The organism is Arthrobacter arnarulunnguaqae (assembly GCF_051262515.1).
Taxonomy (GTDB): domain Bacteria; phylum Actinomycetota; class Actinomycetes; order Actinomycetales; family Micrococcaceae; genus Arthrobacter_N.
The window spans coordinates 67,254-93,095 of the sequence record NZ_JBIMER010000003.1 but is presented as its reverse complement, the minus strand read 5'-3'; the positions used below and the strand labels follow the sequence as shown (position 1 = coordinate 93,095).

At 68.8% G+C, this 25,842-nt stretch carries 22 protein-coding genes; 10 read left to right on the top strand and 12 right to left on the bottom strand.

Annotation, left to right across the window (positions count from 1 at the left end; genetic code table 11):
• Nucleotides 1-76 precede the first annotated feature (76 nt).
• Nucleotides 77-1,081 carry an ABC transporter substrate-binding protein gene (locus ACHAAJ_RS04200; RefSeq protein WP_435726671.1) on the bottom strand — a complete coding sequence of 335 codons (1,005 nt, stop codon included), beginning with the start codon at nt 1,079-1,081 and terminating at the stop codon, nt 77-79.
• Nucleotides 1,082-1,424: 343 nt separating this feature from the next.
• On the opposite strand from ACHAAJ_RS04200, the gene hrpA reads away from it, so the two are divergent.
• Entirely contained in the window at nt 1,425-5,444 is a 4,020-nt protein-coding gene (gene hrpA, locus ACHAAJ_RS04195) for an ATP-dependent RNA helicase HrpA (RefSeq protein ID WP_435726670.1), read from the top strand.
• Between the two features lie 105 nt (nt 5,445-5,549).
• Here hrpA and ACHAAJ_RS04190 read toward each other — a convergent pair whose 3' ends face one another.
• From ACHAAJ_RS04190 to ACHAAJ_RS04180, 3 genes are read right to left on the bottom strand one after another with little or no spacing between them, the layout of a single operon-like run.
• Nucleotides 5,550-5,978: an HIT family protein gene (locus ACHAAJ_RS04190; RefSeq protein ID WP_435726669.1), complete on the bottom strand. Its 429-nt coding sequence runs from the start codon at nt 5,976-5,978 to the stop codon at nt 5,550-5,552.
• Nucleotides 5,975-7,120: an NAD(P)-dependent alcohol dehydrogenase gene (locus ACHAAJ_RS04185; RefSeq protein ID WP_435726668.1), complete on the bottom strand. Its 1,146-nt coding sequence runs from the start codon at nt 7,118-7,120 to the stop codon at nt 5,975-5,977. The genes ACHAAJ_RS04190 and ACHAAJ_RS04185 overlap by 4 nt, the downstream gene beginning before the upstream one ends.
• 9 nt (nt 7,121-7,129) lie before the next feature.
• Nucleotides 7,130-7,996 (bottom strand): sulfurtransferase, encoded by an 867-nt coding sequence (locus ACHAAJ_RS04180; protein WP_435726950.1) that lies wholly within the window; start codon nt 7,994-7,996, stop codon nt 7,130-7,132.
• A 101-nt stretch (nt 7,997-8,097) separates the two neighbouring features.
• Between ACHAAJ_RS04180 and ACHAAJ_RS04175 the strand changes: the two genes are divergently transcribed.
• A complete protein-coding gene (locus ACHAAJ_RS04175) occupies nt 8,098-9,246 on the top strand; it encodes a PLP-dependent cysteine synthase family protein (RefSeq protein WP_435726667.1) in 1,149 nt (382 codons plus the stop codon).
• 2 nt (nt 9,247-9,248) lie between these two features.
• Here the strand turns inward: ACHAAJ_RS04175 and ACHAAJ_RS04170 are convergent, their stop codons facing one another.
• Complete coding sequence (locus ACHAAJ_RS04170) at nt 9,249-9,911, bottom strand: MBL fold metallo-hydrolase (protein WP_435726666.1); 663 nt, start codon at nt 9,909-9,911, stop codon at nt 9,249-9,251.
• A 138-nt stretch (nt 9,912-10,049) separates the two neighbouring features.
• Here ACHAAJ_RS04170 and ACHAAJ_RS04165 point away from each other — a divergent pair, with 138 nt between their 5' ends.
• Nucleotides 10,050-10,487: a Fur family transcriptional regulator gene (locus tag ACHAAJ_RS04165; protein ID WP_435726665.1), complete on the top strand. Its 438-nt coding sequence runs from the start codon at nt 10,050-10,052 to the stop codon at nt 10,485-10,487.
• 33 nt (nt 10,488-10,520) lie between these two features.
• On the opposite strand, the gene ACHAAJ_RS04160 is transcribed toward ACHAAJ_RS04165, so the two are convergent.
• The 5 genes from ACHAAJ_RS04160 to ACHAAJ_RS04140 are packed head-to-tail and all read right to left on the bottom strand — an operon-like array spanning nt 10,521 to nt 15,687.
• On the bottom strand, nt 10,521-11,405 hold the full coding sequence (locus ACHAAJ_RS04160) for a metal ABC transporter permease (RefSeq protein ID WP_435726664.1): 885 nt from the start codon (nt 11,403-11,405) through the stop codon (nt 10,521-10,523).
• 5 nt (nt 11,406-11,410) lie between these two features.
• Nucleotides 11,411-12,253: a metal ABC transporter ATP-binding protein gene (locus ACHAAJ_RS04155; RefSeq protein ID WP_435726663.1), complete on the bottom strand. Its 843-nt coding sequence runs from the start codon at nt 12,251-12,253 to the stop codon at nt 11,411-11,413.
• Complete coding sequence (locus ACHAAJ_RS04150) at nt 12,219-13,211, bottom strand: metal ABC transporter solute-binding protein, Zn/Mn family (RefSeq protein ID WP_435726662.1); 993 nt, start codon at nt 13,209-13,211, stop codon at nt 12,219-12,221. Before ACHAAJ_RS04150 ends, ACHAAJ_RS04155 begins: the two co-directional genes overlap by 35 nt.
• Before the next feature lie 50 nt (nt 13,212-13,261).
• The gene (locus ACHAAJ_RS04145) at nt 13,262-14,353 is read right to left on the bottom strand and encodes a hemolysin family protein (RefSeq protein ID WP_435726661.1); all 1,092 of its coding nucleotides are present in this window, start codon (nt 14,351-14,353) and stop codon (nt 13,262-13,264) included.
• A complete protein-coding gene (locus ACHAAJ_RS04140; RefSeq protein WP_435726660.1) occupies nt 14,350-15,687 on the bottom strand; it encodes a hemolysin family protein in 1,338 nt (445 codons plus the stop codon). The genes ACHAAJ_RS04145 and ACHAAJ_RS04140 overlap by 4 nt, the downstream gene beginning before the upstream one ends.
• Before the next feature lie 348 nt (nt 15,688-16,035).
• Between ACHAAJ_RS04140 and ACHAAJ_RS04135 the strand changes: the two genes are divergently transcribed.
• From ACHAAJ_RS04135 to ACHAAJ_RS04125, 3 genes are all read left to right on the top strand, one after another.
• The gene (locus ACHAAJ_RS04135; protein ID WP_435726659.1) at nt 16,036-19,857 is read left to right on the top strand and encodes a multifunctional oxoglutarate decarboxylase/oxoglutarate dehydrogenase thiamine pyrophosphate-binding subunit/dihydrolipoyllysine-residue succinyltransferase subunit; all 3,822 of its coding nucleotides are present in this window, start codon (nt 16,036-16,038) and stop codon (nt 19,855-19,857) included.
• Between the two features lie 113 nt (nt 19,858-19,970).
• Nucleotides 19,971-20,579 carry a GDSL-type esterase/lipase family protein gene (locus ACHAAJ_RS04130; RefSeq protein WP_435726658.1) on the top strand — a complete coding sequence of 203 codons (609 nt, stop codon included), beginning with the start codon at nt 19,971-19,973 and terminating at the stop codon, nt 20,577-20,579.
• Between the two features lie 85 nt (nt 20,580-20,664).
• On the top strand, nt 20,665-20,739 hold the full coding sequence (locus tag ACHAAJ_RS04125; RefSeq protein WP_369299106.1) for a 50S ribosomal protein bL37: 75 nt from the start codon (nt 20,665-20,667) through the stop codon (nt 20,737-20,739).
• A gap of 77 nt (nt 20,740-20,816) precedes the next feature.
• Here ACHAAJ_RS04125 and rsrA read toward each other — a convergent pair whose 3' ends face one another.
• Together rsrA and ACHAAJ_RS04115 are read right to left on the bottom strand one after the other, a co-directional pair.
• Nucleotides 20,817-21,083 carry a mycothiol system anti-sigma-R factor gene (gene rsrA, locus ACHAAJ_RS04120; protein ID WP_435726657.1) on the bottom strand — a complete coding sequence of 89 codons (267 nt, stop codon included), beginning with the start codon at nt 21,081-21,083 and terminating at the stop codon, nt 20,817-20,819.
• Entirely contained in the window at nt 21,083-21,805 is a 723-nt protein-coding gene (locus ACHAAJ_RS04115) for a sigma-70 family RNA polymerase sigma factor (RefSeq protein ID WP_435726656.1), read from the bottom strand. Before ACHAAJ_RS04115 ends, rsrA begins: the two co-directional genes overlap by 1 nt.
• Before the next feature lie 177 nt (nt 21,806-21,982).
• Here ACHAAJ_RS04115 and ACHAAJ_RS04110 point away from each other — a divergent pair, with 177 nt between their 5' ends.
• From ACHAAJ_RS04110 to hisN, 4 genes are read left to right on the top strand one after another with little or no spacing between them, the layout of a single operon-like run.
• Nucleotides 21,983-22,513: a DoxX family membrane protein gene (locus ACHAAJ_RS04110; RefSeq protein ID WP_435726655.1), complete on the top strand. Its 531-nt coding sequence runs from the start codon at nt 21,983-21,985 to the stop codon at nt 22,511-22,513.
• Nucleotides 22,514-22,524: 11 nt separating this feature from the next.
• Entirely contained in the window at nt 22,525-23,859 is a 1,335-nt protein-coding gene (aroA, locus tag ACHAAJ_RS04105; RefSeq protein ID WP_435726654.1) for a 3-phosphoshikimate 1-carboxyvinyltransferase, read from the top strand.
• A 2-nt stretch (nt 23,860-23,861) separates the two neighbouring features.
• Nucleotides 23,862-24,965, top strand: coding sequence for a ribosome small subunit-dependent GTPase A (gene rsgA / locus ACHAAJ_RS04100; RefSeq protein ID WP_435726949.1), 1,104 nt, complete (start codon nt 23,862-23,864; stop codon nt 24,963-24,965).
• A gap of 40 nt (nt 24,966-25,005) precedes the next feature.
• On the top strand, nt 25,006-25,803 hold the full coding sequence (gene hisN, locus ACHAAJ_RS04095) for a histidinol-phosphatase (protein WP_435726653.1): 798 nt from the start codon (nt 25,006-25,008) through the stop codon (nt 25,801-25,803).
• The last annotated feature ends 39 nt before the right edge of the window (nt 25,804-25,842 follow it).

Here is a 25,842-nt window from a genome sequence, read left to right as displayed (position 1 = left end):
CTTGGTTTCTGTAGGAGTGGAGCGGGGCCGGCCGGGTTGTCCGGCCGGCCCCGTGTCGGGCTTGGCGGCGCGCCGGCTACTCGGTGATTTCGACGTCGGCCTTCTCGAGGAAGCCCTCGGGAAGTTCGACGCCCATGCGCTCCGCCGCAGCCTCGTTCACGTACAGGTTCATCGTGGTCTGGGTCTCCACGGGCATGTCGGCCGGCTCGGCCTCGCCGTTGAGGATCTTCACGGCCATCTCGCCGGTCTGGTAGCCCAGCTTCTCGTAGTCGATGCCCCAGGTCGCCACGGCGCCGTTGCGCACCGAATCGCCCTCGGCGGCGATCGTCAGGATCTTCTTGCTTTCCGCGACCTGGATGAGCGATGAAAGCGCGGAGACCACGTTGTTGTCGGTGGGGATGTAGAACGCGTCCACGTCCAGCGACTGTGCGGCCTGCTGGACCTCGCCGGCGACGCTGACGGTGGCCTCCTTGACCTCGAGGCCGAGACCGGAGGCGGCCTCCTTGACGGCGTCGACCTGCACCTCGGAGTTCACCTCGCCGGAGGAGTAGACGATTCCGATGCTCTTCGCGTCCGGGTTGAGCTCCTTGATGAGCTCGAGCTGCTGCACGACGACGTCGTCCGGCACGCCGTCGGAAGTGCCCGTGGCGTTTCCGCCGGGTGTCTCCATGGAGTCGACCAGGTCGGCGGCGACCGGATCGGTCACGGCGGTGAAGAGGATCGGGACGTCAGCGACGGCCTGCACGGCCGCTTGGGCGCTCGGCGTGGCGATGGCCAGCACGAGGTCCAACCCGTCGGAGGCGAACTTGCCCGCGATCGCGGTGTTGGTCGCCGCGTCGGCCTGGGCGTTCTGCTCGTCCAGGACCAGGCTGTCGCCGGTGTAGCCGGCGTCCGTGAGGGCCTGCTTGAAGCCCTCCCTGGTCGCGTCGAGCGAGGCGTGCGTGACGTACTGAGTGATGCCCACCTTCACGGACTCGCCGGAGGCGGCGTCATCCGTCGAAGCGCCGCCGCCGCAGGCCGTGGCGAGGAGCGCGGTGGCAACGAGGCCGGTGGCCAGCTTGGCCTTATGGAGGGATTTCATGGAAGTTCCTTTCGCAACATGCGGGTGTCTCACGCGGCGCGGTCGTCCTTGGTGCGCGTCGCGTGGCCCGGGGTCTGGTGCGGGTGATGGGGCGGTCGGTTGATTTGACGGGCCATTTACACCGGCACGACGATAGTACCTGTGAATCAAGTCACATTGTCCAACCCCGCGTCCCGCGGATGGACGCAGCGCGGGGATTTCCGCGACTTCGAAGACAAATGGACCGTCTTGGACAAGATTAGCGCGGTTTCGTATTCGGGAAACTCCGGCGGGTGGCGTCCTGGGGCGGCGCCCGTCGGCCGCCCGGGTCCGCCCCGGCTTCGGCACTAGACTGGAACCCACCATGGCAGTCACCATTACATATCCCGAGGCCCTTCCCGTCAGCGCCCGGCGCGAGGACATCATGGAGGCCATCCGCGGCAACCAGGTGGTGGTCGTCGCCGGCGAAACCGGCTCGGGCAAAACGACGCAGCTGCCCAAGATGCTGCTGGAACTGGGATTCGGCGACGACGGCATGATCGGCCACACGCAGCCCCGGCGTCTGGCCGCCCGCACGGTCGCCGAACGCATCGCGGAGGAGCTGGGCAGTGAAATCGGCCAGGAGGTCGGATTCCACGTCCGCTTCACCGGCGAGGTCTCCCGCGCCACCCGGCTCAAGATCATGACCGACGGCATCCTCCTCGCGGAGATCCGGCACGACAGGCTCTTAAGGCGCTACAACGCCATCATCATCGACGAGGCCCACGAACGCAGCCTGAACATCGATTTCCTACTGGGCTACCTGCGTCGCATCCTTCCGCGCCGGCCGGACCTCAAGATCGTCATCACCTCCGCCACCATCGATCCCGGGCGCTTCGCCCGGCACTTCGGCAGGGAGACCGGCCGCTCGGTGGACGGCGCCCCGGAGATCGAGCCGGCGCCGATCATCGAGGTGTCCGGGCGCACCTTCCCGGTCGAGATCCGCTACCGCCCGTTGAATCCCGCGGAGGGCCTGGACCCGGACGAGCTGGATCCTGACCACGCCGCCGAAGAGGACCGCGACCCACTGGACGCGGTGTGCGACGCGGTCGACGAACTCGCGCTCGAGGCGCACGGCGACATCCTGGTGTTCTTCTCGGGCGAACGCGAGATCAGGGACGCGGCCGAGGCCCTGCGCGCGCGGGTCCAGACGAACAAGCGCCTCGCCGGCACCGAGATCCTGCCGCTCTTCGCCCGGCTCAGCCTCGCGGAGCAGCATCAGGTCTTCCACCCCGGCTCCAAGCGGCGGATCGTGCTGGCCACGAACGTCGCCGAGACGTCCCTGACGGTGCCCGGCATCAAATACGTCATCGACACCGGCACGGCCCGCATCTCGCGGTATTCGCACCGCACCAAGGTCCAGCGCCTGCCCATCGAACGGGTGTCCCAGGCCAGCGCCAACCAGCGGTCGGGCCGCTGCGGCCGCGTGAGCGACGGCATCGCCATCCGGCTCTACTCCGAGGACGACTACGCCTCCCGCCCCGAGTTCACTGATCCCGAGATCCTGCGCACGAACCTGGCCGCCGTCATCCTCCAAATGGCGGCCATCGGCGTCGTCAAGGCGCCGAAGGACGTCGCCGATTTCCCCTTCGTCGAACCGCCGGAGGCCAAGGCGGTGAACGACGGCGTGACGCTGCTGCGCGAACTGGGCGCCGTCGGCGAGGACCGCGACGCCGGGATCACCGCCGTCGGACGCCAGCTCGCGCAGTTGCCCGTGGACGTGCGGCTCGGCCGCATGATCGTCGAGGCCGGGAAGCGCGGCTGCGCGAAGGAGGTCATGGTTCTCGCCGCCGCCCTCACCATCCAGGACCCGCGCGAGCGGCCGTCGCTGGAGACGGGCAAACGGGAACGGGCCAACGAGCTGCACAAGCGGTTCTCGGACGAGAAGTCCGATTTCACCGGATACCTCAACCTCTGGCGCTATCTGCAGGAACAGCAGAAGGAGCTCTCCTCCTCCGCGTTCCGGAGGCTGTGCCGCAACGAGTTCATCAACTACCTCCGGGTGCGCGAGTGGCAGGATCTCTTCGCGCAGCTACGGCAGCTCGCCAAGCCGCTCGGCGTCACGCTGTCCACCGGTCCCGTGGACCCGGTGGGGCTGGAGCGCGAAATACACACCAGCCTCCTCGCCGGCCTGCTGAGCCACATCGGCGCCTACGACGAGCGCAAACGCGAGTACGCCGGAGCCCGCGGGACACGCTTCTCGGTGTTCCCCGGTTCCGCCCTTTTCAAGAAGTCGCCGGACTGGGTCATGGCCGCGGAGCTCGTCGAGACCAGCCGGCTCTGGGCACGCACCGCCGCCCGCTTCGATCCGCTCTGGGTGGAGGAGGTCGCCGGGCACCTGGTCAAGCGCTCGTATTCGGAGCCGCACTGGTCCCGGCGCATGGGCTCCGTGATGGGCTACGAGAAGGTCACCCTCTACGGGGTGCCCGTCGTTCCCAGCCGCCGGATCCAGTACGGCCGCGTGGACCCGGAGCTCAGCCGCGAGTTGTTCATCCGCAACGCGCTGGTGGAAGGCGATTGGAAAACCCACCACAAGTTCTTCCACCGGAACCGCCGGCTTCTGGCGGACATCGAGGAGCTTGAGACGCGCATGCGCCGGCGCGACCTGCGCGCCTCGGACGAGGACCTTTTCGAGTTCTACGACGCGCGCGTGGGCGCCGACGTCGTGTCCGAGCGCCACTTCGACCGCTGGTGGAAACAGGCCCGACGCGACGATGAGGCGCTGCTGGACTTCGACCCCGACGCGTTGCTGCAGGCCGACGCCGAAGAGCTCGACGTCGACGCGTACCCCCGCACGTGGCGCCACGGGACGCTGGACCTGGATCTCTCCTACGAGTTCAATCCGGCCGCGGGCGCCGGCGAGTCCGACGGCGTGACGGTGCGGGTTCCCGTCTTGTTCCTGAACCAGTTGGATCCGGACGTCTTCCGCTGGCAGATCCCGGGATTGCGCACCGAACTGGTCACGGCGCTGATCAAGTCGCTCCCGAAGCAGGTCCGCAAGAACTTCGTCCCCGCCCCCGACGTGGCGCGGCAGGCGGTCGAGATCCTAGCCCGCGACTTCGATCCGGCCACCGACCCCGTGGAGGGATCGCTCGAGTTGGCCCTGCGCCGGCTCAAGGGGCACGTGATACCGCCGGGGTCGTGGAACTGGGGCGCGGTTCCCGCCCACCTGTTGCCCTCGTTCCAGGTGGTGGACTCGACCGCGCGCGTCCTCGACGAGTCGAAGGACCTCGCGCGCCTGCAGGAGACGCTGGCCGCGGAGAACCGGCAGGCGCTGGCGGAGTCCCTCGGCGCCGGCTCAGAACGCCTGGTCGCCGCGGGTGCCCGGTCGGTGTCCGCCGCCCCGGGCACGGATTCACCCGGCCCCACCCCTCGTGGCGCGGATCGCGCCGGGGAGCCCTCCCGGACGACAGCGGCTCCGGCGTCGGCCGCGGAGGCGAACCGGGCCGCCGCCGCGCGCTGGGAGCGCACCGGCCTAACGGACTGGCCGGAGGACCTCGGCGCCGCGGGGACGATCGAGCGCCAGGTCGTCACCAACATCATGGGCCAGCGGGTCACCGCGTATCCCGCCTTGGTGGATGCCGGGGCCACCGCGTCCCTGACGGTGTTCCGCGACGAGGCCGAGCAGCTCGCCGCGCACCGCTCCGGCGTCGTCCGCATTTTTCTGCTCAAGGTGCCCTCGCCCGCGCGCTACGTCCTGGACCATCTCAACAACACGGAGAAGCTGGTCTTCACGCAGAATCCGCACGGCTCGGTCGCGTCGCTGATCGAGGACTGCACCCTGGCGGCCGTGGACAAGCTGGTGCCGGCCGAGTTGCCGTTCACCCGCGAGGCCTTCCTGGACCTCTTCGAGTCGGTGCGTGCCGAGCTGATCGACACGATGTTCACCGTGACGGCCGTGGTGGAGCGCGTGCTGTCCTCCGCCCGCCGGATCGAAAAGCGGATCAAATCCGCTTCCAGCTTGGCCCTGGTCAACGCGCTCGGCGACATCCGCACGCACCTGGGACAGCTGGTCTATCCCGGTTTCGTCGCGCGGACCGGCTACGCCCAGCTCTCGCAGCTCCCGCGCTACCTGTCCGGCATCGAGAAGCGCCTGGACAAGCTGGAGGCCGGCAACGTGGCGCGGGACAACGTGGCGACGCTCGCGGTCCAGGCGCTCGAGGACGAATACGACGCCGCACTCGAAGCCCTGGTTCCGGGCGCGCGGACACCGGCCTCGCTCGCCAGCGTCAAGTGGATGATCGAGGAACTGCGGGTCAGCCTGTTCGCCCAGGAGCTGGGGACCGCGTTCTCGGTGTCGGAAAAGCGAATCCGCACGGCCCTCCGCGCCGCGGCAAAGGCCTAGCACCGCGGCCTCCCCACCCCGCCCACCTAACCACCGGAAGTGGACATTACCGGGGGTTAGTTAACCGCGGTAATGTCCACTTCGCGGGGTGGGGGCGGGACGGGTCTACTCCGCGGGGATATTGTCCGCGTGGCCGTCCTCGCGCAGCGCCACGCGGAGGCGGTCGGCGTTCGCGTCGAGACCTCCCGGGTCCGGGTCGCTGTCCGCGCGGGAGAGGTCGAAATCCGCCAACGAGTTCGTCGGCCACACGTGCACGTGCATGTGGGGCACCTCGAAGCCGGCCACCATGAGGCCGGCGCGTTCGGCCCCGAACACCCGCACCTGCGCGCGGCCGATGATCCGCGCCACCTCAACCACGTGCGCCACCAGCGCCGGTTCCGCGTCCGTCCAGGCGTCGACCTCGCGGCGCGGGACCACCAGCACGTGGCCGTCGGTGATCGGGCCGATGGACAGGAACGCGACGGCGTCGGCGTCCTTCCACACGAACCGGCCGGGCAGCTCCCCGTCGATGATCTTGGTGAAGAGGGTACTCATGCGCCATCACTCCTAGCCTCGGACGACGCCGGCGTGCCCAGCGTCGAGTTGTCCAAAACAAACCTGTACTTCACATCACCCGCGACCATCCGGTCCCAGGCATCGTTGAGCCCGCCGGCCGGCACCACTTCGACGCCCGCCTGGACGTCGTGCGCGGCGCAGAAGTCCAGCATCTCCTGCGTCTCGGCGATGCCGCCGATCATCGAGCCGCCGTAGCGCAGCCGGCGCCGTATCAGTCGCCCCGGGCTCACCGGCGGCATCGGTCCGGCCGGGAGGCCCAATTGCACGAGCGCGCCGTCCAGGCGGAGCGCGGCGAGGTAGGGCTCCAGATCGTGCGGGGCGGCGACCGTGTCCAGTATGAGGTCCAGGCTGTCCCTGGCGCCCGCCATTTCGCCGTCGTCCGTGGAGACGACGACGCGGTCCGCGCCCAGTTCGGCGGCCGCCCCGCGCTTCGCGGCGCTGGTGGTGAACACCGTGACCGTGCAGCCCATGGCCTTGGCGATCTTGACCCCCATGTGCCCGAGGCCCCCGAGTCCCACCACCCCGACGGCGTCCCCGGCCTTTGCGCCGAAGTGCCGCAGCGGGGAAAAGGTGGTGATCCCCGCGCAGAGCAGCGGCGCCGCGGCGGCCGGATCGAGCGAGACGGGGATGTTCAGGACAAAGCCCTCGTTGACCACGATGGATGTGGAGTAGCCGCCCTGGGTATATTCGCCGGTGCGGCAGTCGGTCGCCCCGTAGGTGCCGGTGGCGCCGTTTTCGCAGTACTGCTCCAAGCCCCCGCGGCACGCGCCGCACTCGCGGCAGGAATCCACGAGGCATCCGACGCCGACGCGCTGGCCCACGGAGAAGCGTGCGACGGCGGAGCCGACGGCGGCCACCCGCCCGACGATCTCGTGCCCGGGCACGAGCGGGAGTTGGCGTGCGCCCCATTCCCCGCGGGACGCGTGGACGTCGGAGTGGCAGAGGCCGCAGAAGTCGATGTCGATGACGACGTCGTCCTCCAGCGGCGCGCGACGCGAAATCAAGACCGGCTCCAGCACGCCGCCGGGCGTGGCGACGCCGGAGGCGCCGACCGTCACGGGGGCGGCCGTGCGCAGTTGCGCCATGGCCGAGGGGCTGGGGGGAACGGGACGTCCTGTCATGGTTTGAACCTATACGTCCCGGCCGCCGTCGCGCGAACGCGGTTCGGGTCCGGTGGCGGCGGGCCGCTTCGGATCCGCCTGGTACTGCGACCACGAACCCGGGTAGAGCGCCGCCGGGATGCCCGCCTCGGCCAGGGCCGCGATCTGGTGCGCGGCGGTCACCCCCGAACCGCAGTAGACGGCGAGTTCCCTGGCGGCCGGCCCGGCCCCCAGGGACGCGAACCGCCGACGGAGCGCGTCCGCCGGCAGGAACCGGCCGTCGGCGCCCAGGTTCCCCGTCGTCGGTGCGCTCAGGGCGCCGGGGATGTGGCCGGCCCGCGGATCGACCGGTTCGCTGTCGCCGCGGTAGCGGTCGCCGGCTCGCGCATCGAGGAGGATCCCGCGGTCCGGCCATCGTGCCGCCGTCTCGGTGTCGACGACGGGCAGGTGGCCCCAGCCGGTGGCGGCGTCGCCGGCGCTCGGATGCACGTCCCCCGATTCGAGCGGTAGGCCGGCCGCCGTCCAGGCGGACAGGCCGCCGTCGAGCAGGTACGCGTCCCCCACGCCGGCGTGCCGGAGCAGCCACCACGCCCGGGCCGCCGCGAGCCCACCGGTGGCGTCGTACGCGACGACGGTGTCGCCGTCGCGGACGCCCCACCGCCGGACGGCGACGGCGAAGTCCTCCGGCTCGGGCAGCGGATGCCGGCCGGTCTCCGGTCCGCCCGGCGACGCGAGCTCGGTCGCCAGATCCACGTAGACCGCACCCGGGAGATGCCCCTGAAGGTAGTGCCGTTTCCCGTCGGGATCCCCCAGCGCCCAGCGTACGTCGAGCAACACGGTGCGCTCCGCGCCCGCCATCCGCTCGGACAGCTCGTCCACACCCACCAACGCGCGCATCGCTTCGACCTTTCCTCGGGTTTCCGTCTCCATTCTGCACCCGCCGGTGCATCGCGCGGCAAGGGCCCGTCGACCGCTGACGCCACGGGTAGGGTGATTCCGTGGACAGCCAGCCGAACCCCGTTTCCCCGCTCCCCCGCCTCACCGGGCGCGCCTGGGTGGACCGGGCCGTCCACCTGATAGACGCAGAGAACAACCGCTCCGCGGACACCCACCTGCACCGGTTGCCGCTCCCGGCGCGGTGGGGCGTGGACCTTTACCTGAAGGACGAGTCGACCCACCGCACCGGCAGCCTCAAACACCGGCTGGCCCGCTCGCTCTTCCTCTACGGCCTCGTCAACGGCTGGATCAACGAGACGACGACGATCGTCGAGGCCTCCAGCGGGAGCACCGCCGTTTCCGAGGCCTACTACGCGAGGCTGCTGGGACTGCCGTTCGTGGCGGTCATGGCGAGGGGCACGTCGGCGGAGAAGATCGCACTCATCGAGGGCTTCGGAGGGTCCTGCGACCTCGTCGACGACCCGGCGTCGGTCTACGCGCGGGCCGAGGAAGTCGCCCGGGCCACGGGCGGGCACTACATGGACCAGTTCACGCACGCGGAGCGGGCCACGGATTGGCGCGGCAACAACAACATCGCCGAGTCCATCTTCTCCCAGCTGTCGATGGAACCGCATCCCGTGCCGGAGTGGGTGGTGGTCGGCGCGGGGACGGGCGGCACCAGCGCCACGATCGGGCGCTACGTCCGCTACCACCGGCTCCGGAGCCGGCTCGCCGTCGCCGATCCCGAAGGCTCCGCGTTCCTGCCCTCCTGGCAGGCGTGGCACGACGGCGGCGACCCCCTCGCGGCCGTCGGACGGCCCAGCCGCATCGAGGGCATCGGCCGGGCCAGGCCCGAGCCCAGCTTCATCCCCTCGGTCATCGACCTGGTGCGGGCCGTCCCCGACGGCGCCTCGGTCGCCGCCATGCGCCACCTCGCGACCTGGGGCGGCCTGTCGGCCGGCCCCTCCACGGGAACCAACCTCTGGCTCGCCTGGCAGCTGGTGGCGCGCATGGTCGCCGAGGGGCGACCCGGCAGCGTGGTGTCCATCCTGTGCGACGGCGGGGAACGTTACGCCGGTTCGCACGGAAATCCCGCGTGGCTGGCACGGGCCGGGATCGACCCCGCCCCCTTCAAGGGGACCATAGAGGCGTTGCTCGAGACCGGCCTCTGGTCGGGACCCGTCGGGCCGCGCCGCGGGAAGCGCGGCTAGAGCTAGACCTCCCGGCTTTCGCCGTCCGCCAGCCGCACGTACTCGGTGCCGTGGAGTCCGCCGATCCGGGACAGGTGTCCGTCGACGAGGCGCAGTCCGACGTCGTTCAGCAGGCCGTCGTGGATCGGGATGGCCGCCTCGGCGCGCACGGAGACCACGAAGTCGATGACCTCCCCGGTTTTGGACCAGGGCGCGTGCGCGGGAACCAACAGCGTCTCCACGGCGGCGCCGTGGGGGACGGTGAACGAATCGCCGGGGTGGTAGACCCGCTCGTCGACGAGGTAGCCGATGTTCGCGACCATCGGGATGCGTGGATGGATCAGGGCGTGCTGGCCCCCGAAGGTCCTGATCCGGAAACCGGCGACCTCGAAGGCGCCATCCGGTTCGACCGCGTGGATGCGTCCGGCGGCGTCGCCGGCCGCCGCGTGGTGCCGCAGCCGGTCCACCACGGTGGCCGGAGCGTAAAGGACCGCCGCGGCGTCGGCCGCGAGCAGCGGCAGGACACGGTCCGCGTCGATGTGGTCGGGATGCTCGTGGGTGACGAGGATCGCGGCGGCCCCCGGCACGGCGGTTTCGACATCGCTGAATGTCCCGGGATCGATCACCAGGACCCTGCCGTCCTTCTCCAACCGCACGCACGCGTGCCCATGCTTGGCGAGTCTCATGGGGCCAGCCTACGCCGGGGGTTTGGCGCCCGGAACGGGCCCCGCGGGCGCGCCTTTGCGCTGTTAGGCTTGGATCCCCGGCCGCGCACCCGCGGTGTGCGCCGGACCGTCCACCAAGCACCAGGAGCCATCCCCGTCATGACGAGCCCCGCCCCCGAAAAGCGCGGCAGCGAACAGCGCGTCACCAAGCAGCGCTTGGCCGTTGCGGCGGCCCTGAAGGAGCTCGACGACTTCGTCAGCGCGCAGGACCTGCACCGCCTGCTCCTCGACCGCGGGGACAAGGTCTCGCTGGCCACGGTGTACCGGATCCTCCAGTCCATGGCCGACGACGAACTGGTCGACGTGTTGCGCGCCGCGGAGGGCGAGTCCGTGTACCGGCGCTGCCGCGCCGACCACCACCACCATCACCTGGTCTGCCGAAACTGCGGCAAGGCCGTCGAGGTGGAGGCGCCCGCGGTGGAGACCTGGGCGGCACGCATGGCATCCGAGAACGGCTATACGGCGCCGACACACACGGTCGAGATCTACGGTCTTTGTCCCGCGTGCACGGCGGCGGCGGATGGCCCGCGCGGCTGACCGCGTCCGCACCGCCCGCAAAAACGCGCCGAATTAGGCAGCCGTGGGCGACGCCGTTGCGATGTGCTCGCGCCGTGTGGCGTGCCTGCGCCACGCGATGACCCTGCAGATGGCGTAGATCAGGAACGAAATGGTCGTCACATAGGGGCTGATGGGCAGTCTTCCGGCCAGGGCCAACATGATCCCGCCCACCACACTCGTCATGGCGAATGCGATGCTCAGGAACACCGTCAGCGCCGGCCGCGCGGTGACGCGCAGGGCGGCGGCCGCGGGAGTCACCAAGAGGCTGAGGACGAGCAGCGCGCCGACGATCTGGATCGACAGGGCCACGGCGAGCCCGAGCAGCAACATGAAGGCCACCGAGAGCCGGCCGGCGGGCACGCCGCGCGCGGCGGCAACGACCGGATCCGCGCTGACGAACGTCAGTGGGCGCCAGATGGCGACCAGTCCGGCGACCACGACGACGGCGCAGACCACGAGCAGTCCGAGCTGGACGTCGTCGACCGCCACGATCTGTCCCGTCAACAGGCCGAATTTGTTGGCGCTTCTGCCCTCGTAGAGCGCCAGGCAGAGGATGCCCAGGCCCAGGCCGAACGGCATCATCACGCCGATGATGGAGTTCCGGTCCTTGGCGCTCGCGCCCAGGAGTCCGAGCACCAGTGAGGCGACGATGGAACCCGCGATCGAGCCGAACACCACATTGGCCCCGATGAGCAGGGCGAATGCCGCGCCCGCGAAGCTCAGCTCGGCGATGCCGTGCACGGCGAACGCCATGTCGCGCATCATGATGAACACGCCGATGAGCCCCCCGACCAGCCCGAGCACGGCCCCGGCGACGATCGAGTTGGACACGAGCGGCAGGATCTCGCCGTAGTTCTCGAAGCTGAAGACCGTGCGGAGGAATTCGTTGGTGTCCACGGGTCTCAGGCGTCCTCTCCGTGGTGGTGGGCGACGGCGTCGGGAATTCCGACGACGACGATGCGCCCGTTGCTGTGGAAGACGTCCACGGGACTGCCGTAGAGCTCCGACAGGACCTCGCTGGTCATCACCTCGTGGGGTGCTCCGATGTGGAATTTGCCCCCGGCCAGGTAGAGCACCCGGTCGACGTACTGCAGGATGGGATTGATTTCGTGCGTGACGAAGACCACGGCGCTTCCCTGGTCGCATGCCTGCCGGTGGATCAGCGACGAGACCGCCTGCTGGTGGTGCATGTCCAGGGACAACAGCGGCTCGTCGCAGAGCAGTAGTCGCGGGTTGTCTGCAAGCGCCTGCGCGGCGCGGAGCCGCTGCTGTTCGCCGCCGGAGAGCACTCCCACGGGGCGGTCGGCGTAGTCCGTCGCGCCGACCTTCTCCAACAGTCCATCGACGCGCCGCGCCAACGACTTGCGGCTGGAGAGCCGGGGGCCCCATCGGTGGCCGTCGATGCCGAGGGCCACGAGGTCGCGCGCGCGCAGGGGTGTGTCCTCGGGGAAGCCCTTCTGCTGTGGAATCGTGCCGATGAGTCGGGACCCCCGGCTGGCGGGGCGGCCGGAGACCTCCACGGTGCCTGCCGAGAGTTCCTGGAGGCCAAGCAACACCCGCAAGAGGGTGGTCTTGCCGGATCCGTTGGGTCCGAGGACCGCCAGGAATTCCCCCGGGGCGACGTCGAGATCGAGTCCTTCCCACAGGGTCCGGCGTCCGAAACTCAACCGTGCCCCGCGCAACCGGAGGGCGGGTCCGGCTGCGGGTAAATCAGCCGTCAAGTGCCGCCGCCAGGGCCTCGGCATTGGACATCATCCAGGACACGTAATCGGTACCTTCCGGCAGGGTCTCGGTGAATTCGACGACGGGGACACCCGCGGACTCCGCGGCGCTGCGCACGGATTCCGTCTGGGGTCCCGCGGTCTGCGGGTTGTATGCGAGGACAGCATACCCACCATCGGCCAGGCCGTCGCGCAGTTCCCGCAGCAGCGCGGGGGAAACGTCGTCGCCCTGTTCGATTGCCTCGCTGAATCCCTGCGGGGTCCCGTCCTCGAGGCCGGCCTCGAGGAGCAGGTAGTAGGGAACGGGCTCGGTCATGGCGAATTTCTTGCCGGAGGTCGCCTCGGCCAACGATGCGATGCGGTCCTCGACCGGCTTCAGCGACGCGACGAAGTCTTCCGCGTTCGCTTCGAAGTCTTCCGCGTTCTCCGGCTGGGACTCACCGAGTCGATGGGCGATCTCCCCGGCAACGGCGGCGACCGTGTGGACGTCGTACCAGACGTGCTCGTTGCCGGCGGCGTGGTCGTGGCCGTCGTCGTCGGCAGGGGTTTCCTCTTCGGAGTGGGAGCTCTCGTCCCCACCCGCGTGGTCGTCGTGTCCGGCCTCGGACTCGCCCTCGTGCGCGCCTTCGGCATGGTCGACGGCGGTGACCACGGCGTTCTCGTCCATGTCCAGGTCCTTGGTCAGGACGTCGATGAACTGGTCGTATCCGCCGCCGTTGGCGATCACCAGGTCGGCCTTCGAGATGGCCAACTTGTCCTGGGCCGTCGCCTCGTAGGAGTGCGGATCCTGCGACGTCTTGTCGATGATCGCGGTGACCTCGACCCCGTCCCCTCCGACGGCGCGCGCGATGTCGGCGTACACGCTCGTGGAAGCCACGACGGCGAGGGTCCCGTCCGCGGATTCTTCGGCGGGTTCAGTGGCGCAGCCCGCGAGGACGAGGGAGGCCAGGGCGGTGACTGACAGGAGGACGCTCGGCCGCATGGGAATGCCTTTCGGATGACGCGTGGTAGGGCCAAACGGCCCATCCCAGTCTAACTCAAATGCGATTCATTTGCATTATCGCCGCTGCCATTGGTCCGTCTCAGGCCCTGGGATTGGGTGGCGTCGCGGATCTCCCCCACGAGCTGCTCCAACACATCCTCGAGAAACAGGACGCCGCGCGTCGTCCCCGAGACGTCGTTGACTCGGGCCAGGTGGGAGCCGGTCCGCTGCATGACCGCCAGCGCGTCCTCGATCTCGTCGTCGAGGGCGAGGTTGGCGAGCGTCCTGAGTTTGGTCACCGGTATCGGCTCGTCGTAGCGTGCGGGCGGGATGTTCATGACGTCCTTGAGGTGGAGGTAGCCCAAGAGCTCGCCGTCCTCGTCGAGGATGACGAACCGGGAGAACCCCGTGCGGCCCACCGCCCGCTCGAACTTCGACGGCGTCGTGCTCGGCGGCAGCGACACGAGCTCGTCGAGGGTCACCATGATGTTGCCCGCCGTGTGTCCGGAGAACTCCAGGGCCCCGGAAAGCAGGCCGCTCTCGTCCTTCACCAAGCCGTGACGGGTGGACTCCTGAACGATCGACTGCACCTCTTCGAGCGTGAACGACGACGTCACCTCGTCCTTGGCCTCGACCCGCATCAGCCGCAGGGCGCGGTTCGCGATCCAGTTCAGGGACGCCACCACCGGGTGGACCAGCTTCGAGATCCACAGCAGGGGCGGAGCGAGGACCAGGACCGCGCGGTCCGCGACACTGACCGAGATGTTCTTCGGCACCATCTCCCCGAACGTCACGTGCAGGAAGGTGACGATGGCCAGTGCCAGGACGAACGCCGTCGTGTCGGCCACCGCGTGGGGAACGCCGACGGACTCCAACGGCGCCGCGAAGAGATGGTGGATGGCGGGCTCCGCCACGTTGAGGATCAACAGCGAACACACCGTAATCCCCAACTGGCACACCGCGAGCATGAGCGACACGTTTTCCATGGCCCTCAGGGCCGTTCGCGCGGCGACGCTTCCGGCGTCCGCCAGCGGCTCGATCTGGCTGCGCCGCGCCGTCATCACGGCGAACTCGGCGGCCACGAAGAACGCGTTGCCCATAAGAAGCACCACCAACCAGACGATGCCGGCCCAGTCGCTCATCGGACCTCCTCCGCCATCGGACCGTCGATGTGCGCGGAGGAACCGCGCTCCGGCCGGAAGCGCACGCGTTCCACGCGGCGTCCGTCCATGCGCTGGACTTCCAGTTGGCCGGTACCCGTTGCAACCGTGTCTCCGACGGCGGGAATCCTGCCGAGCTCGCTCATGAGGTAGCCCCCGACCGTCTCGTAGGATGCGTCGTCGGGAATGTGGAGTCCGGGAACCTGGTCCCTCAGCTCGTCCGGGCGAAGCAGCCCCGGGAAGTACCAGTCGCCCGAGGCCGACTGCAGGACGCCGGGTTTGGTGCGGTCGTGCTCGTCGACCACCTCTCCGACGATCTCCTCCACGAGGTCCTCCAACGTGACCATGCCGGCAGTGCCGCCATATTCGTCCAAGACCATGGCCACCTGGAGATTGGCTTCCCGCAGGTCGGAGATGAGCGAGTTCAGGTGGACGGTCTCAGGCACGGAGACGATGTCCGTCATGATGTTCCCGGCGACCAGGCCGCCACGCTTGCGCCGCGGCACGGCGACGGCCTTCTTGATGTGGCAGACGCCGAGGACGTCGTCGGCCGAATCCCCGATCACGGGAAACCGCGAATAGCCGGTCCGGCGGGCCGTTTCGATCACCTCGGTGAGCGGGTCGTCGTTGCGAACCGTCTCCATCCGGATGCGCGGGGTCATGACATCCGCCGCGGACCGCTCGGAAAAGCGCAGCGTTCGCGAGAGGAAGTTGGCGGTGTCCGGGTCCAGGGTCCCCATGTCCGCCGAACGACGCACCAGGGAGGCCAGCTCGGCCGGGCTCCGCGCCCCCGAGATCTCCTCTTTGGCCTCGAGGCCCACGAGGTGCAGGACCCGGTTGGAGAAACCGTTGAGCAGGACGATGGCCGGCCTGAAAATGGCCGTGAAGACGAGCTGCGGACGCGCCACATGCCTGCCGATGGCGAGCGCCTCGGCAATGGCCAGGTTCTTGGGGATCAGTTCACCCAGCACCATCGAAAAGAGCGTGGCCAAGATCATGGCCACGATCAGCGAGGTGGGGGCGGACGCGTTGCCGAATCCGGCCGCGGCCAGCACGGGCGTTAGGAGCTTGCCCACGGAGGGCTCCATCACGTAACCGGTCAGCAACGTGGTCAGCGTGATGCCGAGCTGGCAGGAAGAGAGCTGTGTCGACAGGGACTTGAGGCAACGCATCAGGGGAACCGCGGCCTTGTCGCCGGAGTCGACGGCCCGCTGGACCGTGGATTGGTCCAAGGCAACCAGCGAGAATTCGACGGCGACGAAGAAACCGGTGCCCAGAATGAGAACGAGGCCGCTCAGGAGCAGCAACCACTCCATCTAGCGGGCCACCGCCCTAGGCGCGCCGATGTGCGGCGGCGGAGTCTGGGAACCCGGTCTGGAGGGCTCCGTCGGTGACTCGGATGGCGTGCGGGAGGCAATGTGGGGAATGCCGGCGCTGCGCCCTGGGGCGGCTGGCCGGCACGGTGAATGGCTGTCCATGAGGCCCCCAGTCTACAGAACAACCGCTGGTCGCGGGGCCGCGCGGGGACTGGGGAAACGCACGGCGGCAGATTCGCAACGGTCGGCGGAAAGTCACTAGACTGGCCGGAGGCCTAGGACTATGTCGTCGTGCAGTCCTGGCCCATGGGCTACAAGCGACGAGGCAACCAGGGAAGAGGCGTCACCGTGCCAGAACAACCACACCACCGACTGACCGAGGAATTCGGCGGAAACGAGTGGCTTGTCGACGAGCTGTACCAGCAGTTCCTCCGAGACAAGAACTCCGTCGACAAGAAGTGGTGGGACATTTTCGAATCCTTCGGCGGCACGGATTCCCCGCGCCAGGCCCAGCCGAACAACGCACCGGCTCAGCAGGCGCCGGCGAAGCCGGCCGACGCGGCGCCCGCAGCGAAGAAGGCCACGCCCCGTTCGGCGACCGACGCGCGCGTCGTGAACGCAACCGGCACCGGCGCCAACTCGTCCGCCGAGTCTTCCGAGCCCGCGACCACGGCGGCCGGCAAGAGCCTTCCCGCCGAAGCCCCCAAGGACCAGAGCAAGGCCGCGCCCAAGACCCAGCCCATCCCCGCGGAACTGCCGAAGTCCGCCTCGGCGTCCGCCGCGACGGAAGAGGACAAGTCCACTCCCCTGCGTGGCCCCGCCAAGGCCATCGCGACCAACATGGAGCAGAGCCTCACCGTCCCGACGGCAACCACCGTGCGTGCAGTGCCGGCCAAGGCCCTGATCGACAACCGGGTGGTCATCAACAACCACCTCGCCCGCGCCCGTGGCGGCAAGGTCTCCTTTACGCACCTCATCGGCTTCGCCGTCATCCGCGCCCTGAAACTCTTCCCCTCGCAGAACGTCACGTACGCGGAGGTTGACGGCAAGCCCTTCGCCGTCCAGCCCGCCCACGTCAATTTCGGCATCGCCATCGACATGCCGAAGCCGGACGGCACGCGGATGCTGGCCGTGCCGAACATCAAGAAGGCCGAGAACCTGAACTTCTCGGAATTCTGGAACACCTACGAGGACCTCATCAAACGGGCCCGCAACAACAAGCTGACGGCGGACGACTACGCCGGCACCACGGTTTCGCTGACCAACCCCGGCGGCATTGGCACCGTCCACTCCGTTCCGCGCCTTTCCAAGGGCCAGGCGACAATCGTGGGCGTCGGCGCCCTCGAGTACCCGGCGGAGTTCCGCGGCGCGAGCGAGAAGACGGTCGCCATCCAGGGCATCGGCAAGATCATCACGCTGACCTCCACCTACGACCACCGCGTGATCCAGGGTGCGGGCTCGGGCGAGTTCCTGCGCCTGGTGGAGTCGCTCCTCCTGGGCGAACGGGGCTTCTACGACGAAATCTTCGAGGCCCTGCGCATTCCCTATGAGCCCGTGCGTTGGACGGTCGACAACCAGGTCGACGTCGAACTGCAGGTCAACAAGATCGCGCGCATCCAGCAGCTCATCCACGCCTACCGCGTGCGCGGCCACCTCATGGCCGACACCAACCCCCTCGAATACGTCCAGCGCCGCCACCCGGACCTCGACATCCAGACCTACGGCCTGACCCTGTGGGATCTGGACCGCGAATGGGTCACCGGAGGGTTCGGCGGGGAACCGCGTCTCCCGCTGCGCAAGATTCTCGGCGTCCTGCGCGACGCCTACTGCCGCACCACCGGCATCGAATACATGCACATCCAGGATCCGGAGGAGCGCGACTGGTTCCAGACCGAGCTGGAGCACGAGTACTCCAAGCCGACACGCGAGGAGCAGCTGCGCGTCCTGAGCAAGCTGAATGCCGCCGAGGCCTTCGAGACGTTCCTCCAGACCAAGTTCGTCGGCCAGAAGCGCTTCTCGCTCGAGGGCGGGGAATCGTTGATCCCGCTGCTGGACGGAATCATTTCCGACGCCGCCGACGACGGTCTCGACGAGGTCGCGATCGGTATGGCGCACCGCGGCCGCCTGAACGTTCTCACCAACATCGCCGGCAAGACCTACGCGCAGGTCTTCCGCGAGTTCGAGGGTACCCAGGATCCCCGCAGCGTCCAGGGTTCCGGCGACGTGAAGTACCACCTCGGCACGGAGGGGAAGTTCGTCTCCGACCGCGGAAACGAGACGAAGGTGTACCTGGCCGCGAACCCTTCGCACCTCGAGGCCGTCGATTCGGTCCTGGAGGGCATCGTCCGCGCCAAGCAGGACCGCCTCGACCAGGGCGACGAGGGCTTCGGAGTCCTGCCCCTGCTCGTGCACGGCGACGCCGCGTTCGCCGGCCAGGGCGTGGTGGCGGAGACGCTCAACCTCTCCCAGCTGCGCGGTTACCGCACCGGCGGCACGATCCACGTCGTCGTGAACAACCAGGTCGGCTTCACCACCTCACCGACCGCCTCGCGCTCCTCCGTCTACTCGACGGACGTCGCGAAGATGGTCCAGGCACCTGTGTTCCACGTGAACGGCGATGATCCCGAGGCCGTGGTCCGCGTGGCCCAGTTCGCTTTCAAATACCGCCAGAAGTTCCACAAGGACGTCGTGATCGACATGGTCTGCTATCGGCGCCGTGGACACAACGAGGGCGACGACCCGTCGATGACGCAGCCGATGATGTACAACCTCATCGAGGCCAAGCGCTCCACCCGCAAGCTATACACCGAGGCCCTCGTCGGCCGCGGCGACATCACGCAGGAGGAAGCGGACCAGGCCCTGCGCGACTACCAGGAACGCCTGGAGCGTGTCTTCTCGGAGACGCACGCCGCCCAGACCTCCCCCATCCCGGTCATCAGCTCGGACGGCACCACGGTGCACGACCTCGAGCTGCCGACGTCGCAGCTCGACGACGAGTCGACGCCGTCGCGCACCGAAACCGCCATCACGCCGGAGACCCTGGGCAGGATCGGCGCCGCGCACACGCAGATCCCCGACGGCTTCACGGTGCACCCGAAGCTGAAGGCGCTGCTGGAGCGACGCGAGCAGATGTCCCGCGAAGGCGGCATCGACTGGGGCTTCGCCGAGCTCGCCGCGTTCGGCTCGCTCTCCATGGAAGGCGTACCCGTCCGGCTTGCCGGCCAGGACTCGAGGCGCGGTACGTTCGTCCAGCGCCACGCCGTTTTCCACGACCGCGCCAACGGCAACGAGTGGATGCCGCTGCACCACCTGTCCGACGACCAGGCAAAGCTGTGGATCTACGACTCGCTGCTGTCCGAATACGCGGCGATGGGCTTCGAATACGGATACTCCGTGGAACGGCCGGACGCCCTCGTCCTCTGGGAGGCGCAGTTCGGAGACTTCGTCAACGGCGCCCAGACGGTCATCGACGAGTTCATCTCCTCCGCCGAGCAGAAGTGGGGCCAGCGCTCGTCGCTGGTGCTGATGCTCCCGCATGGCTACGAGGGTCAGGGCCCGGACCACTCGTCGGCCCGCATCGAGCGTTTCCTCCAGATGTGCGCGGAGGACAACATGGTGGTCGCCAACCCGTCCAACGGCGCCAACCACTTCCACCTGCTGCGCCGGCAGGCCTACGCGCGGCCGCGCCGGCCGCTGATCATCTTCACGCCGAAGCAGCTACTGCGGCTCAAGGCCGCGGCCTGCACGGTGGAGGACTTTACGGAGGGCCGCTTCCAGCAGGTCATCCCTGACACCGCCGGACTCGACGCCAAGAAGGTGGACCGGGTGGTGCTCGTTTCGGGGCGCCTGTACTACGACCTCGAGTCGGCGCGCCGTAAGGCCGCGGACGAGAAGACGGCAATCGTCCGCGTCGAGCAGCTGTACCCGCTGCCGGCGGAGGAGATCGCCGCCGAGTTGGCCAAGTACCCCAAAGCGGATGTGCTCTGGGCGCAGGACGAGCCGGCGAACCAGGGCCCGTGGCCCTTCATCGGACTCAACCTTGCGCCGGAACTGGACCGCGATATCCGGCTCGTGTCCCGGACGGCTTCCGCCGCGACGTCGACCGGTTCGCACAAGCGGCACGACGTCGAGCAGTCCCAGTTGCTGCAGCAGGCCTTCGGTCGGGGCTAGACCCGATCCGCGAACGCGAGCAGTTCCAGCGGGCGGGGCGGATTCCGTCCCGCCCGCATGCCGTACCCGGGTGGCCGCCGCGAGGCGTCCCCAACCGCCAAGAGAGGTCCTTCGTGCAACAACGCATCATCCGCATAGCGGCAGTAGGCAACGAGCTGTTGGCCGGACACGGCGATCCACGTGCGTTGGGGTGGTACGGACGCGTCCTGGCGCGCACAGCGGCCGACGACGTGCGTCTGGAGAGCTACACCCTTGCCAGTCCCGACGAGGGCACCGAGGTACTGGCACAGCGTTGGCTGGAGGAAGCCGGGCGTCGCTTCGGGGACGGGTGCGATAACCGCTTGGTTGTCGCGCTCTCGGACTTCGATCTCGACGTTGGTCTCTCCACCGCCCGGAGTCGGCTCAACCTTGCCAACATTCTCGACGCCGCGTCCCAGCTCAGCATCAAGGCCCTCGTCGTCGGCCCCACCCCAGGGCTGGATACCGAGCGCAACACCCGATTGGCCGAGCTGTCCGCCGCGTACGGCGACGTGGCGTCCCGGCGCCATCATGCCTTTGTGGACACCTTCGGCCCGCTGCAGAACCACGAGCAGTGGCGCAGTGACCTGGCCGCGAACGGGGGGCTCCCCGGGCAGGCGGGCCACGGACTGGTGGCTTGGTTGGTGCTACACCGCGGCTGGCACAAGTGGCTGGAGCTCCCGGAGCCCGCCGCCGCGGGTTGATTGCGCACGCATGCCGGTTAGGCCACCCCACCGGCGTGTGGGAGACTGGGACGCAGTTCTTTTTGATCTAAGTAAGGAGGCAGCTATGAGCAAGCGAGCACGCAAGCGTCGTGACCGTAAGCGTGGCGGCGCAAACCACGGTAAGCGCCCCAACACCTAAACGGTTCGGTAAGCGAAAGGGTCCGTCTCCCACTGGGAGACGGACCCTTTTGCCGCGCGGGGCGGTTACCACCGCCCCTACGCGTGGCCGGACTCGACGCGAATCTCGCTGATGCGGCCCATGATCCGCGACTTCAGGGTCTGGGGGGCAACCTCCTGGCAACTGCGCCGAACCACGGAGCGGATGATGCACTCAAGGTCGTATTCGTGCGCGCACTCCTTGCAGTGTTCGAGGTGGTCCTTGACCTCGTTGAGATCCTCGAGCGACAGCGCGCCGTCCAGGTATTCGTAAAGTCGGACGATCCGCTTATCGTCGCAGTCGCCCAGCGATTGACAATCGCCCATTAGTTTTCCTCCTGTGGGGCCGCCGCGGAGCGGCCACCCGTTGGTTTCCTTTTGCCGAGCCCACGTTCGGCGGCGTAGTCGGCCAGCAACTCGCGTAGCTGCTTGCGTCCCCGGTGCAGGCGCGACATCACGGTTCCCATGGGGATCCCGAGGATCTCGGCGACCTCCTTGTAGGCGAACCCCTCGACGTCCGCGAAGTAGACGGCGAGGCGGAACTCCTCAGGGATCGACTGCAGCGCGTCCTTGACGTCGGAGTCGGGCAGATGGTCCAGGGCCTCGGCCTCCGCCGAACGCAGGCCGGTCGGCGTGTGCTCCGCCGCCTGCGCCATCTGCCAGTCCTCGACGTTGTCGGTATTGGCGCGCAGCGGTTCGCGCTGGCGCTTGCGGTACAGGTTGATGTAGGTGTTCGTGAGGATCCGGTAGAGCCAAGCCTTCAGGTTCGTACCGGGCTTGTACTGGTGGAACGCCGAATAGGCCTTCGTGTACGCCTCCTGGACGAGATCCTCGGCATCGCTGGGGTTCCGCGCCATGCGCATGGCGGCGGAAAACAGCTGGTCGACATACTGCATGGCGTCGCGTTCGAAACGCTCCCGCCGCTGCTCTTCGGTCTCTGCTCCGTCTGGCACCATCTCGGTGCTCTGGCTGCTCTCGGTCATCACGCCACAGTCTACGCCGGACGCCGTGCCGGGCACGGCGGGAGCTTCCTCCGTCAGTGTCGCCATAGGCTCGTCTCCTTTCAGTCGCGGAACACACGCCGCAACCGGACGCCGGGCTCGTTCCACACGTGCTCATCACAACAGCCGGATCAGTGCCGGTATTCCCCGCAACGGGCCCGCCGGCAAGGAAAAAGTGCAAGACTAGGTGCAGCGAAAACGCACCCGACGAACCCGGAGGTACACATGTCTCTCGTCCGCCTGATTGCCCGTCCCCTGTTGGCCTCAAGCTTCGTGTGGTCGGGGTTGGAACGCCTGCGCAAGCCGAACGAATCGGGCGAGCGGCTCCAGCCGGGGCTGCGACGCATCTCCACGGTCGTCCCGCAGCTCCAGCAGTTCGCGGATCAGCCCGCCGCGGTCGCCCGCGTGGTCGGCGGCGTGCAGGTCGTTGCCGGACTCCTGTTTGCCCTCGGCCGCTTCCCGCGCCTGTCCGCCTCGCTCCTCGTGGGCGCCTCCGCGTTGGCCTCGTTCGAGGACTCCTCCGATTCGGCCAACGGCGCCAAGTCGGCGTCGCGCCTTCGCAACGCCTCCCTCGCGGGCGGGATCCTCTTGGCATCCGTCGACACGGCCGGCCAACCCTCGCTCGCCTGGCGCGCCCAGCACCTGACGGCCGACGCCCGCAAGCACCTGGCGAAGACCAACCGCGACCTCGGACGAACCGTCCAGCGCACCACCGCCGAGGCGCGGAAAACCGCAGGAGGGGTGATCGGCCACTAGGCCCGACCCGCATGACGATTTCCGCCAGCTCAGCCCCCTCCACACCCGCTCCCTGGCCCGCCCCCCGGGCCGCGGCTCCCGTCGACGCGACGCTGCGCGTTCCGGCATCGAAGTCGCTGACCAACCGCTACCTGGTGCTTGCCGCCGTGGCGTCGGGACCGAGCCGACTTCGCGCGCCGCTGCATTCGCGGGATTCCGTCCTGATGGTCAGCGCACTGCGGTCACTCGGGGCGAGAATCGAAGAGGTCGCCGGCGATGACGACCGCTTCGGCCCGGATCTGGTGGTCCACCCGATCTCGCCCGGCGCTGATTTGGGGAGCGTCCACGTGGATTGTGGCCTCGCCGGCACCGTGATGCGATTCGTGCCCCCGCTGGCGGCGATGACGGGTTCCACGGTTTCCTTCGACGGAGACGACCACATGCGCAAGCGCCCCATAGGTGCGGTGCTCGGCGGACTGCGGGACCTCGGAATCGACGTCGCCGACGGCGGCCGCGGTAGCCTGCCGTTCACGATCGCGGGCACCGGCCGGGTCCGCGGCGGACACGTGGTGATTGACGCCAGCGGCTCGTCCCAATTCGTTTCGGCACTGCTTCTCGTGGCCTCGCGTTTCAGCGAAGGGCTCCACCTCGAGCACGCCGGAAACCCGGTGCCGAGCCTGGACCACATCCGTATGACGGTGGAAGTGCTTCGCAGCGTGGGCGTCGAGGTGGACGACTCCGTGCCCAACCACTGGGTGGTCTCCCCCGGGCCCGTCGCGGCCTTCGATCGCAGGATGGAGCAGGACCTGTCCAATGCGGGCCCCTTCCTGGCCGCGGCGCTGGCCACGGGCGGGACGGTCCGGATCCCCGACTGGCCGGAACCCACCACCCAGGTCGGCAACGCCTGGCAGTCGATCCTCGCGCGGATGGGGGCCTCCGTGGAGCTGAGCGACGGAACGCTCACGGTCCGCGGCGGCGGACGGATCAAGGGCATCGACCTCGCCGACGCCTCGGAGCTCGCCCCCACCGTGGCCGCGCTGTGCGCACTGGCCGACGGCGAATCGCGCCTGACCGGCATCGCCCACCTCAGGGGCCACGAGACCGACCGGCTCGCCGCGCTGGTCACGGAGATCAACAACCTCGGTGGCGACGCCGAGGAGACTCCCGACGGCTTGGTCATCCGCCCGCGGCCGCTACACGGCGGCCTGTTCCGCACCTACGCGGACCACCGCATGGCGACCGCGGGTGCGATCATCGGCCTGGCCGTGGAAGGCGTCGAGGTCGAGGACATCGGTGCCACCGCCAAGACCATGCCCGAGTTCCCCGAGTTGTGGAGCGCCCTCGCCGCTACGGCGGACCGGGGCTGAGCATGGGGCGCGACGCCTACGAGTGGGACGAATCGGATGTCCGCATCCGTCCGAACAAGAAGGGGTCCAAGCCGCGCACCAAGGACCGCCCCGCCTACGATGACGCGGTGATCGGCCGCATCGTCACTGTCGACCGGGGACGCTACACGGCCATTCTCGACGAGGACACGGACACCGAGCGGATCGTCGTCGCGGCCCGCGCGCGCGAACTGCGCCGCTCTCCCGTGGTGCCGGGGGATTTCGTCGCGTTGGTTGGCGACACCAGCGGTTCACCGGACAGCTTGGCCCGCTTGGTGCGTATCCAAGACCGGGAGACCGTCCTGCGCCGCAGCGCCGACGACACGGATCCCGTGGAGCGGGTCGTCGTGGCCAATGCCGACCAGTTGGTGATCGTGGTCGCCGCCGCGAACCCCGAACCCCGCACCGGATTCATCGACCGTGCTCTGGTCGCCGCGTACGACGCCGGAATCGAACCGGTCCTGTGCGTCACGAAGGCCGATGTCCGGGATCCGGGAGCGCTCTTGGAGAACTACCGGCATCTCGACCTCGAGGTGGTGGTGAGCAGGTCCGCCGGCGACTCGGCGACCGGAATCGACGCGCGGTCGGCCGACGGTCTGTCCGCGCGGCTGGAAGGGGCGGCCGTCGAGCGGCTCCACGAACTCCTGGCCGGAAAGGTCAGCGTGGTGCTGGGCCACTCCGGCGTCGGCAAGTCAACACTCGTCAACGCATTGACCGGGGCGCAGCGCGCCACGGGTGGCGTCAACGCGGTGACCGGTCGGGGTCGGCACACGTCGTCCTCCGCGATCGCCCTGCGGGTCGGGGACGCGCCCGCCGGAACATGGATAATCGATACCCCCGGAATCCGTTCGTTCGGACTGGCGCTGGTGGACGCGGACAACATCCTCGACTCGTTCCCGGACCTGTTCCCCGCCTCCGCCGATTGCCCCCGGGGTTGCACGCATGCCGCCGATGCCGTGGGATGCGCCCTCGACGCGTGGGTGGTCCGGGCCGAGGCGGACCCGTCCGCACCGGCCAGGCTTGCCTCGCTGCGCCGGCTGCTCGGCGCCGAAGACAAGGCGGAGGCCAAACAGCTCGGAGCCGTCTAGCACCACGGGCTGCGGCGGCGCCTGCGGTAGGTTGGAGGGCATGAACCGCGATGTTATGAACTACAACGATGACCTGCGACTGGCCCACGTCATCGCGGATTCGGTGGATTCCCTGACCATGTCCCGTTTCAAGGCGATGGACCTGAAGGTGGACACGAAACCGGACCTCACCCCCGTGACGGACGCCGATCGCGCGGCCGAGGAAGCCATCCGAAGCCACTTGTCCCGGGCCCGGCCGCGGGACGCGGTGCTCGGCGAGGAGTTCGGCAGCACCGGACACGGTCCCCGCCGCTGGGTGATCGACCCGATCGACGGCACCAAGAGCTTCGTGCGCGGTGTGCCCGTGTGGGCCACGCTCATCGCGCTGCTGGACGAGGGACGCCCCGTCGTCGGCCTGGTCTCCGCGCCCGCGCTGGGCCGGCGCTGGTGGGCGGCCGAGGCGATGGGCGCCTACACCGGCAAGTCCCTTGCCGCCGCGAGCCGTCTCCAGGTGTCCGACGTCGGCGCGCTGGCCGACGCGTCGCTGTCCTATTCCAGCCTCGGGGGTTGGCGGGACCGCGGACAGCTGGACCAGATGCTCGAACTCCACGACTCGGTGTGGCGCACCCGCGCCTACGGCGACTTCTGGTCGTACTGCCTCGTCGCCGAGGGAGCCGTGGACATCGCCTGCGAACCCGAGCTCAACCTCCACGACATGGCGGCGCTGGTGCCCATCGTGACCGAGGCGGGCGGACGCTTCACGTCCCTCGAAGGCGAGGACGGTTGTTTCGGCGGAAACGCGTTGGCGACCAACAACAAGCTGCACGAATCCGCGCTCGCCATCTTCGAGCGCGGCTAGGGGCACGCCGCCCCGGGGATCTGCACCGTCCGCGCGCCG